11 protein-coding genes and 1 pseudogene are annotated in these 14,785 nt (G+C 69.9%); 7 read left to right on the forward strand and 5 right to left on the reverse strand.

Annotated features, from left to right (window positions below; all coding sequences use genetic code 11):
- Positions 1-111: 111 nt before the first annotated feature.
- Positions 112-1,119, reverse strand: a complete 1,008-nt coding sequence (locus tag ACFZDC_RS06715) for an NAD(P)-dependent oxidoreductase (protein ID WP_391320841.1) — start codon at positions 1,117-1,119, stop codon at positions 112-114.
- A 108-nt stretch (positions 1,120-1,227) separates the two neighbouring features.
- Here ACFZDC_RS06715 and ACFZDC_RS06720 point away from each other — a divergent pair, with 108 nt between their 5' ends.
- From ACFZDC_RS06720 to ACFZDC_RS06745, 6 genes are all read left to right on the forward strand, one after another.
- Positions 1,228-2,481, forward strand: a complete 1,254-nt coding sequence (locus ACFZDC_RS06720) for an FAD-binding protein (RefSeq protein WP_391320843.1) — start codon at positions 1,228-1,230, stop codon at positions 2,479-2,481.
- A 139-nt stretch (positions 2,482-2,620) separates the two neighbouring features.
- The gene (locus ACFZDC_RS06725; RefSeq protein ID WP_391320845.1) at positions 2,621-3,940 is read left to right on the forward strand and encodes an ROK family protein; all 1,320 of its coding nucleotides are present in this window, start codon (positions 2,621-2,623) and stop codon (positions 3,938-3,940) included.
- A 7-nt stretch (positions 3,941-3,947) separates the two neighbouring features.
- A complete protein-coding gene (locus ACFZDC_RS06730) occupies positions 3,948-6,851 on the forward strand; it encodes a glycoside hydrolase family 2 TIM barrel-domain containing protein (protein WP_391320847.1) in 2,904 nt (967 codons plus the stop codon).
- A 117-nt stretch (positions 6,852-6,968) separates the two neighbouring features.
- Positions 6,969-7,553 (forward strand): WHG domain-containing protein, encoded by a 585-nt coding sequence (locus ACFZDC_RS06735; RefSeq protein ID WP_391320849.1) that lies wholly within the window; start codon positions 6,969-6,971, stop codon positions 7,551-7,553.
- The gene (locus tag ACFZDC_RS06740; RefSeq protein ID WP_391320851.1) at positions 7,546-8,274 is read left to right on the forward strand and encodes an alpha/beta fold hydrolase; all 729 of its coding nucleotides are present in this window, start codon (positions 7,546-7,548) and stop codon (positions 8,272-8,274) included. Before ACFZDC_RS06735 ends, ACFZDC_RS06740 begins: the two co-directional genes overlap by 8 nt.
- A gap of 192 nt (positions 8,275-8,466) precedes the next feature.
- Entirely contained in the window at positions 8,467-8,805 is a 339-nt protein-coding gene (locus ACFZDC_RS06745; RefSeq protein ID WP_391320853.1) for a hypothetical protein, read from the forward strand.
- Positions 8,806-8,861: 56 nt separating this feature from the next.
- On the opposite strand, the gene ACFZDC_RS06750 is transcribed toward ACFZDC_RS06745, so the two are convergent.
- Together ACFZDC_RS06750 and ACFZDC_RS06755 are read right to left on the reverse strand one after the other, a co-directional pair.
- Complete coding sequence (locus tag ACFZDC_RS06750; RefSeq protein ID WP_391320855.1) at positions 8,862-9,440, reverse strand: hypothetical protein; 579 nt, start codon at positions 9,438-9,440, stop codon at positions 8,862-8,864.
- A 933-nt stretch (positions 9,441-10,373) separates the two neighbouring features.
- Positions 10,374-11,588 (reverse strand): helix-turn-helix domain-containing protein, encoded by a 1,215-nt coding sequence (locus tag ACFZDC_RS06755; protein WP_391320858.1) that lies wholly within the window; start codon positions 11,586-11,588, stop codon positions 10,374-10,376.
- A gap of 406 nt (positions 11,589-11,994) precedes the next feature.
- Between ACFZDC_RS06755 and ACFZDC_RS06760 the strand changes: the two genes are divergently transcribed.
- Positions 11,995-12,267 carry a hypothetical protein gene (locus ACFZDC_RS06760; RefSeq protein ID WP_391320859.1) on the forward strand — a complete coding sequence of 91 codons (273 nt, stop codon included), beginning with the start codon at positions 11,995-11,997 and terminating at the stop codon, positions 12,265-12,267.
- A 226-nt stretch (positions 12,268-12,493) separates the two neighbouring features.
- Here ACFZDC_RS06760 and ACFZDC_RS06765 read toward each other — a convergent pair.
- Together ACFZDC_RS06765 and argG are read right to left on the reverse strand one after the other, a co-directional pair.
- Positions 12,494-13,090 (reverse strand): annotated as a pseudogene (locus ACFZDC_RS06765) (DUF2264 domain-containing protein); the annotation flags it as partial.
- A 217-nt stretch (positions 13,091-13,307) separates the two neighbouring features.
- A complete protein-coding gene (argG, locus tag ACFZDC_RS06770; RefSeq protein ID WP_391320861.1) occupies positions 13,308-14,756 on the reverse strand; it encodes an argininosuccinate synthase in 1,449 nt (482 codons plus the stop codon).
- Positions 14,757-14,785 lie beyond the last annotated feature (29 nt).

Genomic DNA, 14,785 nt, shown 5'->3' on the forward strand with positions numbered 1-14,785 from the left:
CCCGAACGGTCGAGGTGGCCCCTCCCGCGCCGGGGCGCGCCCTTCGTCACCGCTCGGCTCCCCCTCCTCCCCGTGTGTTCGGGTCACCTGATGAGTCCGGTGCGGGGCTCCTCACGCCGCCCGCTCGAGATCCGCCTGGTCGACGGCGTACAGCAGGCCGTCGCCCGCCGACAGCCGCTCGGCCTCCTCCACCACCGTCAGCCCCAGCCGGGCCACCTCGTTGCCCTGGGAGCCGGCGAGATGGGGGGTCACGAAGGCGTTGGGCAGGTCGAACAGCGGGGAGTCGGCGGGCAGTGGCTCCGGGTCGGTGACGTCGAGTACGGCGCTGAGGCGCCCGGTGCGCAGTTCGGCGATCAGCGCGTCGTGGTCGACCAGGGCGCCGCGCGCGGTGTTGATCAGCACGGATCCGGTGGGCATCAGGGCGAGTTCGCGGGCGCCCAGCAGGTGCCGGGTCTCGGGGGTCTGCGGCGCGTGCAGGGTGACGATGTCCGAGCTGCTCAGCAGGTCGTCCAGCGGCAGCAGGGGGACGCCGAGCCGGGCGGCCTCGGCCTGGTCGACGTACGGGTCGGCGAGGCTCGCGGCCAGGTCGTGGGGCCGGAGCAGTTCGATCAGGCGCCGGCCGATGCGGGAGGCGCCGACGATGCCGACGCGGCGGCCGTAGTTGCCGATACCTGGGACGATGCCGCCGCAGGGGAAGGTGCGGCGGGCGCGCAGCAGGTCGCGGAAGGCGAAGGCGTCCTTTCCGGCGAGCAGGATCATGGCGAGGGTGTACTCGGCCACGGGCAGGGCGTTGGCGGCGGCGGCCGAGGAGACGAGGATGCCGCGCTGCCAGAGCTCGGGGGTGGTGAAGCCCTTGACCGAGCCGGCCGCGTGCAGCACCGCCCGCAGGTGCGGGGCCGCGTCCAGGACCGCCGCGTCCAGCCGGGGGCAGCCCCAGCCGGTGATCAGGACCTCGGTGCGGGCCAGGGCCGCGCGCATCCGGGGGTCGGTGAAGTCGTGCGCCACCAGAGCGGGATCGATTTCTACCGACCGGCGCAGCCGGGCGAGCAGTTCCGGCGGGAAGACGAGCGGCACGTACTGGGCCGTCATGGCGAACTGGGCGTGTGGACGCTCGGTCAAGGAGGTGACCTTCCGGCGCGGTGACGTGCGGACAGCAACCGGTCTCCACGGTAGGTCTCGGCGAATGAGAGGGTCAACGGACACGCCTTCTCGGGAGGGACGACAGGGATGACGGAGCCGGCGCAGACGGTCACCAACTGGGCGCGCAACATCACGTACACGGCCAAGGAGTTCCACCGCCCGGACACGTTCGACGCGCTCAGGGCCCTGGTGGCGGGCAGCGCGAGGGTGCGGGTGCTGGGCAGCGGCCATTCCTTCAACCGGATCGCCGAACCGGGTGGCGAGGGGGTGCTCCTGTCGATCGCCGGCCTGCCGCCGGTGATCGAGGTGGACACCGCGGCCCGTACGGTACGGGTCTCGGGCGGCGTCCGGTACGCGGAACTCGCCCGCACGGTCCACGCGCACGGTCTGGCGCTGCCCAACATGGCCTCGCTGCCGCACATTTCGGTGGCCGGCTCGGTGGCGACCGGCACCCATGGCTCGGGGGTGGGCAACGGTCCGCTCGCGGCGGCGGTGCGGGAGGTGGAGCTGGTGTCGGCGGACGGTTCGACGGTGTCGATCGGCCGGGGGGACGCCCGCTTCGACGGGGCCGTGACCTCGCTCGGCGCGCTCGGCGTGGTCACCGCTCTCACCCTCGAGCTGGAGCCGTCGTACGAGGTTGAGCAGCAGGTGTTCACCGAACTGCCCCTGGCCGGGCTGGACTACGAGGCGGTGGCGGCGTCGGCGTACAGTGTGAGCCTGTTCACCGACTGGCGGGAGCCGGGTTTCCGGCAGGTGTGGGTCAAGCGCCGCACCGATCAGGCGCCGGTGGACTTCCCGTGGGCCACGGCCGCGACCGAGGCGCTGCACCCGGTGCCGGGGATGCCCGCGGTCAACTGCACCGAGCAGTTCGGGGTGCCGGGGCCGTGGCACGAGCGGCTGCCGCACTTCCGGGCGGAGTTCATCCCCAGCAGCGGCGAGGAACTCCAGTCGGAGTATCTGCTGCCGCGGTCGGCCGCCGTCGACGCGCTGCACGCGCTCCACGGCATCCGGTCGGCGGTCTCCGGTGTACTGCAGACCTGCGAGGTGCGTACGGTGGCCGCCGACCCGCAGTGGCTCAGCCCGGCCCACGGCAGGGAATCGGTGGCCCTGCACTTCACCTGGATCGAGGACACCGCGGCCGTACTGCCGGTGGTCCGGCGGGTGGAGGAGGCGCTGGACGCCTTCGATCCGCGCCCGCACTGGGGCAAGGTGTTCACCATGCCGTCCACGGCGCTCCGCCGACGGTACGCACGCTTGGCCGACTTCCGCTCCCTGGCCCAAGCCCTCGACCCCACCGGCAAGTTCACCAACGCCTTCGTCCAGGATGTCCTGCGGGACTGACCGGCAACCGGGAACGCCGGGGCTTTCCACAGCCCCTTTCCTAACCCCTTGTCGAAAGTCCCTCCCAGCCCATAGCCTGACGCCGCGCCGGTGCCCACCTCGCCCCGGCCTGGTCTGACGGGACGGGAGGGGCAGCTCCGTGAAGCGCACATCACGTGACATCCGCACGGCGAACCGCTACGAGGTGCTGCGCCAGATCATCGCCGAGTCTCCCACGTCCCGGCAGGAGCTGGCGGCCGCCACCGGGCTGAGCCTGGCCACGGTCGCCACGCTCGTCGGCGAGCTGCTGGACCTGCGCATGATCACCGAGGTCGGTTTCGAGGACTCCGCCGGGGGCCGGCCGCGGGGTCTGGTGGCCGTCAACGCGTCGGGGGGCGCGTTGATCGGTGTCGACGTCGCGGAGACGTACGTCCACGTCGAGCTGTTCGACCTGGCGCTGAACGTGCTGGCCCGCGCCGACGAGGACATGCGGCCGGGTGAGAGCCGGCCGGAGCAGGTGGTCGGACATGTGGCCGCCGCCGTCGGTTCGGTGGTCGCCCAGGCCGGGGTCGAGGCGGCCCGGGTGCTCGGTGTCGGAGTGAGCGTGCCGGGCCAGGTGGACCGGGACACCGGCGTCGCCGAGTACGCGCCCAACTGGAACTGGCACGACGTCCCGTTGCTCGGCCTGCTCGCCGAACACATCGCCCATCCCCTCTATCTGGACAATCCCCTGCGCGCCTGCGCGGTGGCCGAGCTGTGGTTCGGGGCCGCGCGGGGACGCGGGGACGCCGTGGTGGTGAACCTCGGCACGGGTGTCGGTGCCGGACTGGCCCTCGGCGGCGAGCTGCACCGGGGCGTGAGCAACAGCGCCGGCGAGTGGGGGCACACCACGCTCGTACTGGACGGACGGCTGTGCCGCTGCGGCAACCACGGCTGTGTGGAGGCGTACGTGGGCGCGCCCGGCATCATGCAGAACCTGCGCGAACTCAGCCCCGGGTCCCCGCTGTTGCATCCCGAGGACCAGACGGCCACCATCGACGCGCTGGCCGGGGCGGTCGCCGCGAACGACCCCGTGGCACTCAAGGTGGTCCGGGACACCGCCCGCTACCTGGGTGCCGGGATCTCCGACCTGATCAACCTCCTCAATCCCGAAGTGGTCGTGCTCAGCAGCTGGGTGGCGTCCCGACTGGGCGAGCCGCTGCTCGATGAGGTGCGCGCGGCCGTCTCCCGGCACGCGCTCAGGCGGCCGCTGGCCGCCACCGAGATCGTCCTCTCCCCGATCCCCACCGACCCGGTGTCCCTGGGCGCGGCCACGTTCGCACTGGAAGGGGCACTCCAGGCCGTCGGACACAGGACGGGCACCAAGCGCACCACCAGTCCCGCAAGGAGCCGTACCGCACCGCCTGCTGTTCGTGTTCCTCTCCCTCGAGCGCCGGCTGGTGCAGGGGATCGCGCAGACGGGTATCAAGGGCTGAGCTAGGAGACCGATGTCCTTTCGCACCACCACCGATTACGTCGAAGACGTCTCGCCGGGATCCGGGGCGCTGCCGCCCCGCGCCCGGTACGCGCCCTCGGACGCCAAGTCCCTCTCACTGAACGGCAGCTGGCGCTTCAGACTGTCGGACACGGCGGACGCCGAGGACGACTCCTTCGCGCAGCAGGGGTACGACGCCGGTGACTGGGCGGGGGTGTCGGTCCCCGGCCACTGGGTCCTGCAGGGCCACGGTGCCCCCATCTACACGAACCACCGCTACCCGTTCCCGGTCGACCCGCCCCGGGTCCCGACCGAGAACCCGACCGGCGACCACCTGCGCGTCTTCGACCTGCCCGGGGACTGGCCGGCCGACGGCGGGGCGGTGCTCCGCTTCGACGGCGTGGAGTCCTGCGCCCGGGTCTGGCTGAACGGCACGGACCTGGGCGAGTTCAAGGGGTCCCGGCTGCCCCACGAGTTCGCGGTCGGCCATCTGCTGAAGACCGCCGGCAATGTGCTGGCGGTCCGTGTCCACCAGTGGTCGGCGGGCTCGTACCTGGAGGACCAGGACCAGTGGTGGCTGCCCGGCATCTTCCGTGACGTCACCCTGCTGCACCGCCCGGCGGGCAGCGCCCTCGACTTCTTCGTGCACGCCTCCTACGACCATGTCGCCGGCACCGGCACCCTGCGCGTCGACTCCGATGTGGACGGCCGGGTTACCGTCCCGGGCCTCGGCATCGACATCGCGACCGGCGAGCCGGTGACGGTGCCGGTCGAGCCGTGGTCGGCGGAGAACCCGAGGCTGTACGACGGCGTGCTGGCCACCGAGGGCGAGCGGGTGCCGCTGCGCATCGGCTTCCGCACGGTGGCACTGGCGGACGGCCTGATCAAGGTCAACGGCAGGGCTGTCCTCTTCAAGGGCGTCAACCGGCACGAGTGGCACCCGGAGAAGGGCCGCGCCCTCGACCTGGCGACCATGCGGGAGGACGTGCTGCTGATGAAGCGGCACAACATCAACGCCGTGCGCACCTCGCACTACCCGCCGCACCCCGCCTTCCTCGACCTGTGCGACGAGTTGGGCCTGTGGGTGATCGACGAGTGCGACCTGGAGACGCACGGCTTCACCGAGCAGGCCTGGCGCGACAACCCCGTCGACGACGACCGCTGGACCCCGGCCCTGCTCGACCGCGCCGCCCGCATGGTGGAGCGGGACAAGAACCACCCCTCGGTCGTCATCTGGTCCCTGGGCAACGAGGCCGGCACCGGCCGCGGCCTGACCGCCATGGCCGAGTGGATCCACGGCCGGGACTCCTCGCGGCTCGTGCACTACGAGGGCGACCTCGACTGCCGTGACACGGACATGTACTCGCGGATGTACGCCGACCACGCCGAGGTCGAGCGGATCGGCCGCGGCCTGGACGGCGGCACGCACAGGCGCCGTGAACTGCCCTTCATCCTCTGCGAGTACGGGCACGCCATGGGCAACGGCCCCGGCGGTCTCGCCGACTACCAGCGGATCTTCGAGGCCCACGACCGGCTCCAGGGCGGCTTCGTCTGGGAGTGGATCGACCACGGCATCAAGGACGAGCGGTACGGCTTCGCGTACGGCGGTGACTTCGGCGAGGAGCTGCACGACGGCAACTTCGTCTGCGACGGGCTGCTCTTCCCCGACCGCCGGCCCTCTCCCGGTCTGGTCGAGTACAAGAAGGTGATCGAACCGGTCGCGATCGAGGGCGACGGCACCGGCGGCACCGGCGGCACGGTGCGCATCACCAACAAGTACGACTTCGCCGACCTGTCGGCGCTCGCGTTCACCTGGTCCTACGAGGTGAACGGCGAGACGGTCGGGACGGGTGCCCTGACGGTGCCCGCGCTCGCGCCCGGCGAGTCGGCCGAGGTGAAGCTGCCCGAGCCGCCGGTGGCGACCGCGGCCGGCGAGGCCCACTGGACGGTACGCGCGCTGCTCGCCGCCGACGCCCCGTGGGCGCCGAAGGACCACGTCGTCGCCTGGGGCCAGTTCGCGGTGTCCGCCCGCCAGGTGCCGGCGGTCGCGGCGACCGACGGGCCGGTCCTCGGCGACGGTCTGATCACCCTCGGTCCGGCCTCGTTCGACGCCCGCACCGGCGCGCCGAGGTCGGTCGGCGGGGTGGACGTCACCGGGCTGCGCCTGGACGTGTGGCGGGCCCCCACCGACAACGACGACGGTGCCGCCTGGCAGACCGACATCCGCTACGGCCCGCTGTGGCGCAAGCTCGGCCTGCACCGTATGCGGCACCGGCTGGACGCGGTGGAGCGGGCCGACGACGCGCTGACGGTCCGCACCCGGGTGGCGCCCGCGGCCGGGGAGATCGGGCTGTCGACCGTGTACCGCTGGACGTCGGACGGACATCGTCTGCAGCTGACCGTGTCCGTGAAACCGGAGGGAGACTGGAGCGTACCGCTGCCCCGGCTCGGCCTCCGCTTCGCACTGTCCGCGGCCGACCGGGTGCGGTGGTACGGCGGCGGCCCGGGTGAGGCGTACCCGGACAGCGGGACGGCGTCCATGGTCGGCCGCTGGCAGTCGACCGTGGACGATCTGCAGACGCCGTACGTCCGTCCGCAGGAGAACGGCGCCCGAGCCGACGTCCGCTGGGCGGAGATCGGCGGCCTGCGCATCGAGGGCGACCCGGAGTTCTTCTTCACCGCCCGCCGCTGGACCACCGAGCAGCTGGACGCGGCGGCACACCGCACCGACCTGTCCCCCGGCACTGCATCCGACGGCGGCTCCGCCGCGGGCGTGTGGGTCAACCTCGACCACGGCCAGCACGGCCTCGGCTCGCAGTCCTGCGGCCCCGGTCCGCTGCCCCGGTACCACCTGCGGGCCGAGCCCGCGCAGTTCTCGTTCGTCTTCTCAAAGACCCCGTCGTCGCAGACCAGTTGACCGACATGGTCCTGAGGCTCCCGCGGCCGGCCGGCTCTTCGCTCTCGCTCCCGGGTGAGCCGCGTGCCGCTTCCTAGATGCCCTAGGATAATCCCTAGGTATCCAAGGAGGTGGCTCATGGCCCGTGCGGGGCTCACCGTCGACCGGCTGGTCACGGCCGCCGCCGACCTCGCCGACGAGGTGGGCTTCGAGAAGGTCAGCCTGTCCGCGCTGGCCCGGCGGTTCGGGGTGAAGGACGCGAGTCTGTACTCCCACGTCCGGGGCCTGAACGACCTGCGCACCCGGCTCGCACTGCACGCGGGCGGTGAGCTGATCGACCGGATCGCCGAGGCCGTGGCCGGCCGGGCCGGCAAGGACGCGCTGGCCGCGTTCGCGGGTGCCTACCGGGCCTACGCCCTGCGCCACCCGGGCCGGTACGCGGCCACCCAGATCCGCATCGACCAGGCCCTGATCGCCGACTCCCCCGCCCTGCGCCGCACGGCCGAGATCACCTACGGCATGCTGCGCGCCTACGGCCTGGACGAGCCCGATCTGACGGACGCGGTACGCCTGTTGCGCAGCACCTTCCACGGCTACTGCGCCCTGGAGTCCGCCGGCGGCTTCGGCGCGGACCGGGACGTCCAGGCCTCCTGGGACAAGGCGGTCGAAGCCCTGCACCTCACCCTCACGCACTGGCCCCGGGAGAACAACGGCGATGAGTGAGCCCCCGCACTACGACGTCACGGGCAGCGGTCCCGTCCTCCTGCTGGTGCCGGGCGGGGCCGGGCACCCCATGGGGCTCGGACCGCTCACCGAGCGGCTGGCGCGCCGCTTCACCGTGGTGACGTACGACCCGCTGGGCCTCGCCCACGGCCAGCTCGGCCTGCCGGTCCCGGACCAACGGCCGGCGGACTGGAGCGACGGGGCGCACCGGGTGCTGGAGGCGGTAGTGCCGCCGGGCGAGCGTGCGCACGTGTTCGGGACCAGCTCCGGCGGCATCGCGGTCCTCGATCTGCTCGCCCGGTCGCCGCGGCGGCTGGCGCACGTGGTGGCGCACGAGCCGCCCTGCGTGACGGTGTTGCCGGACGGCCCGCAGCGGCGGGAGGAGCTGATCGGTCGGCTGGACGGTCCCGGCCGGCCGGCCGCCGAGGGCGCCTCGGCGACCCCGATGGGCGTCTTCCTCGCCCACGTCCTGCGCCCGTTCACCACCTACGTCCCCTCCCCCGCCACCCCCGCGCACCGCCTCACCCTCGCTGTCGGCGCCGACTCACGCGGCCAACTCCTTCACCGGGCGACCGAGTTGGTCGCCGACCGTCTCGGCAGCGCGTTGGTGGAGTTCCCCGGCGGGCATCTCGGCACCCTCGATCACCCCGTGGAGTTCGCCGACCTGCTCACCGAGACGCTCCGCTCCGGCGCGCGCGCCTCGCCGCAGGAGGGGCCGTAGTGCCCCGGCACCCGCCCGACCTCGCCGTCCGCCGCCGGTCACTCCGCGCGCTCGGCCGCGCTGCGCTCCACGCAGAACTCGTTGCCCTCGGGGTCTCCGAACGCACCGTTCTAGGAGTTCTGGAGTGGTGCCATCGTGGCCGCATCGTCCCTGGTCAGCGAGGGTCAGCGTTCGACTCACTCACACGGGTCCGTGAAGACTGACCAGACCCGTGCCGTGTCCGCTATCCGCCTGTCCGTCGAGACCGACGAGACCACCAGCCCCGGCCGTCAGCGCGCCGCCAATGAGAGCGCCGCAGCATCCATCGGCGCAGAGATCATCGGGGAAGCCGTAGACCTAGGAGTCAGCGCCAGCAAGACCGACACCCATAGTGCGGCGGACGTGGTCTTTCCTCCGGGCAGCGCTCCGGTAAGGCGCGGCACATACCGACAGCGGGGCACACTCATTGACCTTACCCACTACGGCGCTGACGGTAAGCCGCTGATGCCACCGGCCATTCCACTGGACGTGCTCCGCCCAGATGTGGGCTGACCACTACGACCCCAGCCTCTGACAGTGATGCCCTGTGTTCCATCCACACAGGGCACCTACTTAAGGCTGCCGTCATCATCAAGAGCTGCCTGAGCAAGGAATATGAACCGATCCAAGGTATGCTCAAATTCTTGCGCCTCCTCCCCTATCCGGCTTCTGATCCCCAACAAGTCTCTTTGGTCAGCACTCCTCTCGCCGGACGTGTACTGATGGAGACCTAGTACGCGGAAAATTATGGCATTGCTGAGTCTTTCGAGTCGGCTAGCTGTTTCCGCTATTTCTTTAGGACCAGCCAGAGCAACCTCTACCCACTTCTCCTTTACTGCATCTGCTGCTTCCTCGCAGCGCGCGGTGAAATTCGAGTCGATACGTTCGAAAGGGAAGGAGTCGTAGTCAACCGCGAAAATGCCGACACGATCATTCATTCTAGACGCCTCAGTAATGAAGTCCTTGTAGGCCCCATACCTAGGCTGTCGTCGTTCCTTGCGATGCTCTGAGCGAGCGGTGATGCGCGCGCCTTCCCGCTGCGCCCACCCGGTTGCCAGCGCTGCACCAATCGTCGCGACCGACCCGGCAAGTGCCCCTAGCACGGCGGCTGTTCCTGCATCCATGACGCCAACCTTGCTGACCTTCAAGGCAGGTGGTCAAGAGCGCGTGTCCGGGGTGTGCTGACGCAACCAGGCACCCTCGGCCGGCCGAAATCCCCACGTTTTCTGACCTGCGCCTTTGTATCGCGGCTACGTCGCTGTCATGTGTGCTGGCGCTAAGGAATCAGCATGTCCAGTGCGTACATTGGCTTGGTCGGCCACGGGACAATCTTGCCGTTCAAGTTGAACGGCACTTTGCCAGCCTCATCCCACAAGCCTGAAATTGACTCCGCCAACTGATCAAGAGTCCGAGTCCCCCACGGGTCCGGGAGGAAAACTGTGTAGTGGCCGATTCTTACGACCACACTACTCAGCTCCCCCGGTTCTTCAACGATCATGATTTTCCTACCGTCGGAATCATGACTGGAGTTGAAGCCGATAATTGACGGCAGAGTGGCGGGTGATCCGGGCTTGATCTGTTCCCGGATAGGGTTCAATTCTGGCTGGAGAATGTAGCTCCACCCCAAGGCAGAGAACGCAGCCAAGTAGGCGGAGCGAACCCACGAAACATCAGCGTGCTTTGACGAAAATCGGTGCACGCCTACACCCGGGGATGACGCCCTTCCCCTCGCTAGCCACTCGGCAGGGAGGAGAAAAGCTAGCGCCGCAACCTCGACCGTTTGCGCGGCGGCTTTCCGGTCGTCCGTCCGCGCCCCTGTCGTCACGGATAGTTGCCCGGATGCGCGCCATTGCGGATCACGACGAAGAAGACGAAGAGGAGGCGGCGCGCCAGGAATACGAGGACACGCTAAATAGACGGCATGAATTCACAAATCCTCTAGTCGACTCTGTTAACGCGCTCGGCACAGTTGCCAGTGAAATTCTTGACCGAGACGGAACCGAAGTCCAGAAACGCTCTCGATGGCGACGATTCCGCAATCGGGTTGGTGGCAGTGCCGCGCAAGCACCCGGCTGGTCCTCCTAGGCTGCCTGGTGCTCAGCGAGCAGGGCGGCCACTTCCGGCACATCCGCGTACCCCTTCAACCGGCTTAGGATGACGCGCACCCGTTCGACCACTCTTTCTGACGATGTGTCAGATGCTAGGGAAATGATCCGCTCGGCTACGGCTGCCGCCTCTTCTGGTTCATTGGCATCAGCCAGCGCCACGGCCAGCCAAGACAGGTACAGAGCCATTTCCCGGGTATGGGTGGCGTCATAGCCGCTGAGGACTTCCCGGAGCAAGGGCACAGCGCGCAAGGGGCGGTGAAGCTCCGTGTAGACCCGGGATTCCATCACCCGGAGTTCCCCGGCATCCACCCAGTACAGGTATGCAGGCGACTCCGTCCCGGGGTTGTCTTCGCTGAGCGCTTGCCCGGCTTCCCCCAGTGCGCGCAGAGCTTGCTGCCCGTTCTCGACTCCCCCGGCTTTCGTGTGAGCCCACGCCACGCGGTCCAGATACAGCGCGCGGGCTTTCGGGGATGCCTCGCTGCCAGCGTCATACAAGGCCGCTTGCGCCAGCGTGAGCCCCTCGTACTCGCGTCCTGTGTTGCTGAGCTGGTAGGCGAGTGACCCGGCGATGTTCCCGGCAAGGGTGTGATCCTCAGCCTGCCTTGCCGAGCTGATTCCTAGCCGGTAGATGCGCTCTGCCTCTTCGTGCTGTCCGGCATCGCTGGCAATCCATCCGGCAATCTGTGCCAACTCCCCGATCTGCCGGAGAAGTTGCCGCCCTACTTCGCTGCCATACGTGTTCTCTCGGTACAGCTTCACAGCGCGCCGAAGGTCTCTGAGTGCCGGGCGGACTAGGTCTCCCCCTGCCAGCACGTCATCAGCCAGCCTGAGCCCATGCACGCGCTGTTGTAGGTCATCCACCGTGGACATGCCGATTCGACCTGTACGGGCTTCCAGCGGGCTTAGCGGGTCTTCTTCGGGTAGGAAGTCAGCCAGGGTCGGCAAAGGGGGCTCTGCGGGATTCTGCGGCGCCCTGAGCGCATCCACCGGCACGCCCACGGCGGCAGCGAGGAACGGCAGCCATTCACGGGGCGTGCGTTTGCCCGTCTCCCAACGGCTGATCTCCTGCCGCCCGACCGGATCACCGATCACCCCCGCTGCCTTGCAGACCTCACGCGCTAGCCGTGCCTGACTCCAGCCGCGTTCTTCGCGTAGCCGCCGGATGTTGGCCCCGATGCTGCTCCCCATGTCCCAATTCTGGCCGACAGTTGGCCTACAGGGGGCCGCTATGCAGTCACTCTCTGGGGCGGAAAGTTTGGGAGCAAGGACCCCCGCGACGGGCGAACGTCCGGGGGCGTGGCCACCAACCATCAGGGGGTTGACGACGTGACCCATACAACCAGAATCCTCACGCTGCACCAGAGGGCTGGAGTGCACGCATGACCCTGCCCAGGACTTACCCCAGTTCGCCCGTAGAACTGCCGCTGAGGCTCGACGGCGCCCCGGAGCCTGTAGCGGATTGCGACGTGTGCCAAGCGTTGGCTGAGCAGCGTTCGGAGGCACGCGCAGAGGGCGACATGTCCAAGGTCTCAGACTTCAACGTCGAGATCCGGAACCACCCGCACAGGAGCAGGGGGCGGCGCTCGTGATTCCTATGGAGATCTACAAGAGCAGCAAGCAAGCCGCTGCCGACGCGCATGAGGCGCTGCGGCAAGCACTGCTGGCAATCGGGATTCCGAATCGGGACCTTGGCTGGCTGGCTCCGCGTGTAGCGCCGGACGGCCGTCCGATGGTGGCCCTGGGAACGTGGAACGCCGACGTCGTGCAGAAGGTAGCGGCGCGTCTGATGGCGTCACCCGCGCAGGTCCAGACGACGCCGGACGGCCGTGTCGTGACCGACCATGCCCACGTGACCCGGGACGAATGACCCGGCTTGCTGAGGACGGCAATCAAGGCTCAGCAAGTCGGCTGCCCCGTCTGTGCGTTGCTCCCCCCGTGACGCATGGCCGGGGCTTCTGCACGTCGGCTGACCAGGGGCAACGGGGCCTGTACTCTAGAACCGCTAGTTAGACGCGTTCGGATCGGCCAGGACCGCCCAGCCGGTGCCGTCGGCCTTGCGCCGGTCGTCCACCAGGGTCGCGCCCAGGGCGACACTTGCGGCCGTCCCCGTCGGTGTACCAGCCGTCGCCGACGTACCAGTCCTCGATGCGCTCCAGGCCACGGTCGATCGCCTCGCGGGCCGCCTCGGCCTCGTGGCCGATCTCCGCCAGGAATCCGCCCGCGGTGACCGGGAACAACTCCCAGTTGCAGGGCCAGGGTTCGGCGGTCAGCGCGTCCGTCAGCCAGGCCGCCGTGCGCTCGCGCACCGGCTGGTCCAGGCGGTCCCACAGCAGTGGCCGGGTCAGCCGCAGGGCAAGGGCGATCGAGGCGGCCTCGACCAGGGGCTGGCTGCGGTCGGCGATCCTCGGCCAGACACCGCCGGGGCCGGCCCGGAGGCCCTCGGCGTAGCGGCCGAGCGCGGTCTCGTCCTGGCGGAAGGCGGCCAGCAGCAGCGTACGGGCGTATCCCTCCAGGCCGTCGGAGAGGTGACCCGCGTGGCTCACGTGGTCGCCGGGGAGGTGGTAGAGCGCGCGGTCGGGGGTGGCGTACGGCTCCACGGCGGCGAGCAGGGCGTCGGCGGCGGCCTCCCAGTGGGCGCGGGTGTAGCCGGTGTACGGGCTCACGGAGCGGTCGTCGGCGGGCAGTTCGATCACAGCGGCGGTTCTTCCTTCCCGGTGGGCCTGGAGCGCCCCGGTTCCGGTCGGGGCGCCCCAGGGCCTCATCCCACCCGCGCCCTGCCCTCGGCACCAGATGCCGGGCGAGGAGTTCGTCGCGGACCGGTCCCGCGCAGCACCTGTGACGGCGGGCCCCGGCGGCACAGGGTCCGCCGGGGCCCGTGGCCCAGGTAGGTGCGACAGTCGGCCGGTCTCAGTCCGTGCCGGACTCCATCGCGGCGCGGTCGAGCATCGTCTCCTCGTCCGTGGCCTCGCCGCGCGAGGCGATCGCCTCGGCGCCGCCCTCGGCCATGGCGCCGATCAGACCGGTCGAGGCCGCCTGCGCGGCGCCGACGAGCGTCGGGTGGCCGGTGCCGACCATGCCCAGGGTCGCGTACTGCTCGAGCCGCGACCGGGAGTCGGCGATGTCCAGGTTCCGCATGGTGAGCTGGCCGATGCGGTCCACGGGGCCGAACGCCGAGTCCTCGGTCCGCTCCATGGAGAGCTTGTCCGGGTGGTAGCTGAGCGCCGGGCCGCGGGTGTCGAGGACCGAGTAGTCCTCACCGCGCCGCAGCCGCAGGGTCACCTCGCCGGTGATCGCGGCGCCGACCCAGCGCTGCAGCGACTCGCGCACCATCAGCGCCTGCGGGTCCAGCCAGCGGCCCTCGTAGAGCAGCCGGCCGAGCCGCCGGCCCTCGTTGTGGTACGCGGCCACGGTGTCCTCGTTGTGGATCGCGTTGACCAGGCGTTCGTAGACGATGTGCAGCAGCGCCATGCCGGGCGCCTCGTAGATGCCGCGGCTCTTGGCCTCGATGATCCGGTTCTCAATCTGGTCGGACATGCCGAGCCCGTGCCGGCCGCCGATCGCGTTGACCTCCATGACGAGGTCGACCGGGGAGGCGAACTCCTTGCCGTTGACGGTGACCGGGCGGCCCTGGTCGAAGCCGACCGTCACGTCCTCCGGGGCGATGTCCACCGCCGGGTCCCAGAACCGCACGCCCATGATCGGCTCGACCGTCTCGATGCCGGTGTCGAGGTGCTCCAGGGTCTTGGCCTCGTGCGTGGCGCCCCAGATGTTGGCGTCCGTGGAGTACGCCTTCTCCGTCGAGTCCCGGTACGGCAGCCCGTGCGCGAGCAGCCATTCCGACATCTCCTTGCGGCCGCCGAGCTCCGTGACGAAGTCCGCGTCCAGCCAGGGCTTGTAGATCCGCAGGTGCGGGTTGGCGAGCAGCCCGTAGCGGTAGAACCGCTCGATGTCGTTGCCCTTGAAGGTGGAGCCGTCGCCCCAGATCTGCACCCCGTCCTCGAGCATCGCCCGCACCAGCAGCGTGCCGGTCACGGCGCGCCCCAGCGGCGTGGTGTTGAAGTACGGCCGGCCGCCGGACCGGATGTGGAACGCGCCGCAGGCGAGCGCCGCCAGCCCTTCCTCGACCAGCGCGGCACGGCAGTCGACGAGGCGGGCGATCTCGGCGCCGTACGCGAAGGCACGGCCGGGCACGGAGGCGATGTCGGGCTCGTCGTACTGACCGATGTCGGCGGTGTAGGTGCACGGGACGGCGCCCTTGTCGCGCATCCAGGCGACGGCGACCGAGGTGTCGAGGCCGCCGGAGAAGGCGATGCCGACCCGCTCGCCGATGGGGAGGGAGGTGAGGACCTTGGACATGGCAAAACTATGCAACATCTCGCATTCTC

The sequence above is a fragment of the Streptomyces sp. NPDC007905 genome, assembly GCF_042959345.1.
Lineage (GTDB): Bacteria > Actinomycetota > Actinomycetes > Streptomycetales > Streptomycetaceae > Streptomyces.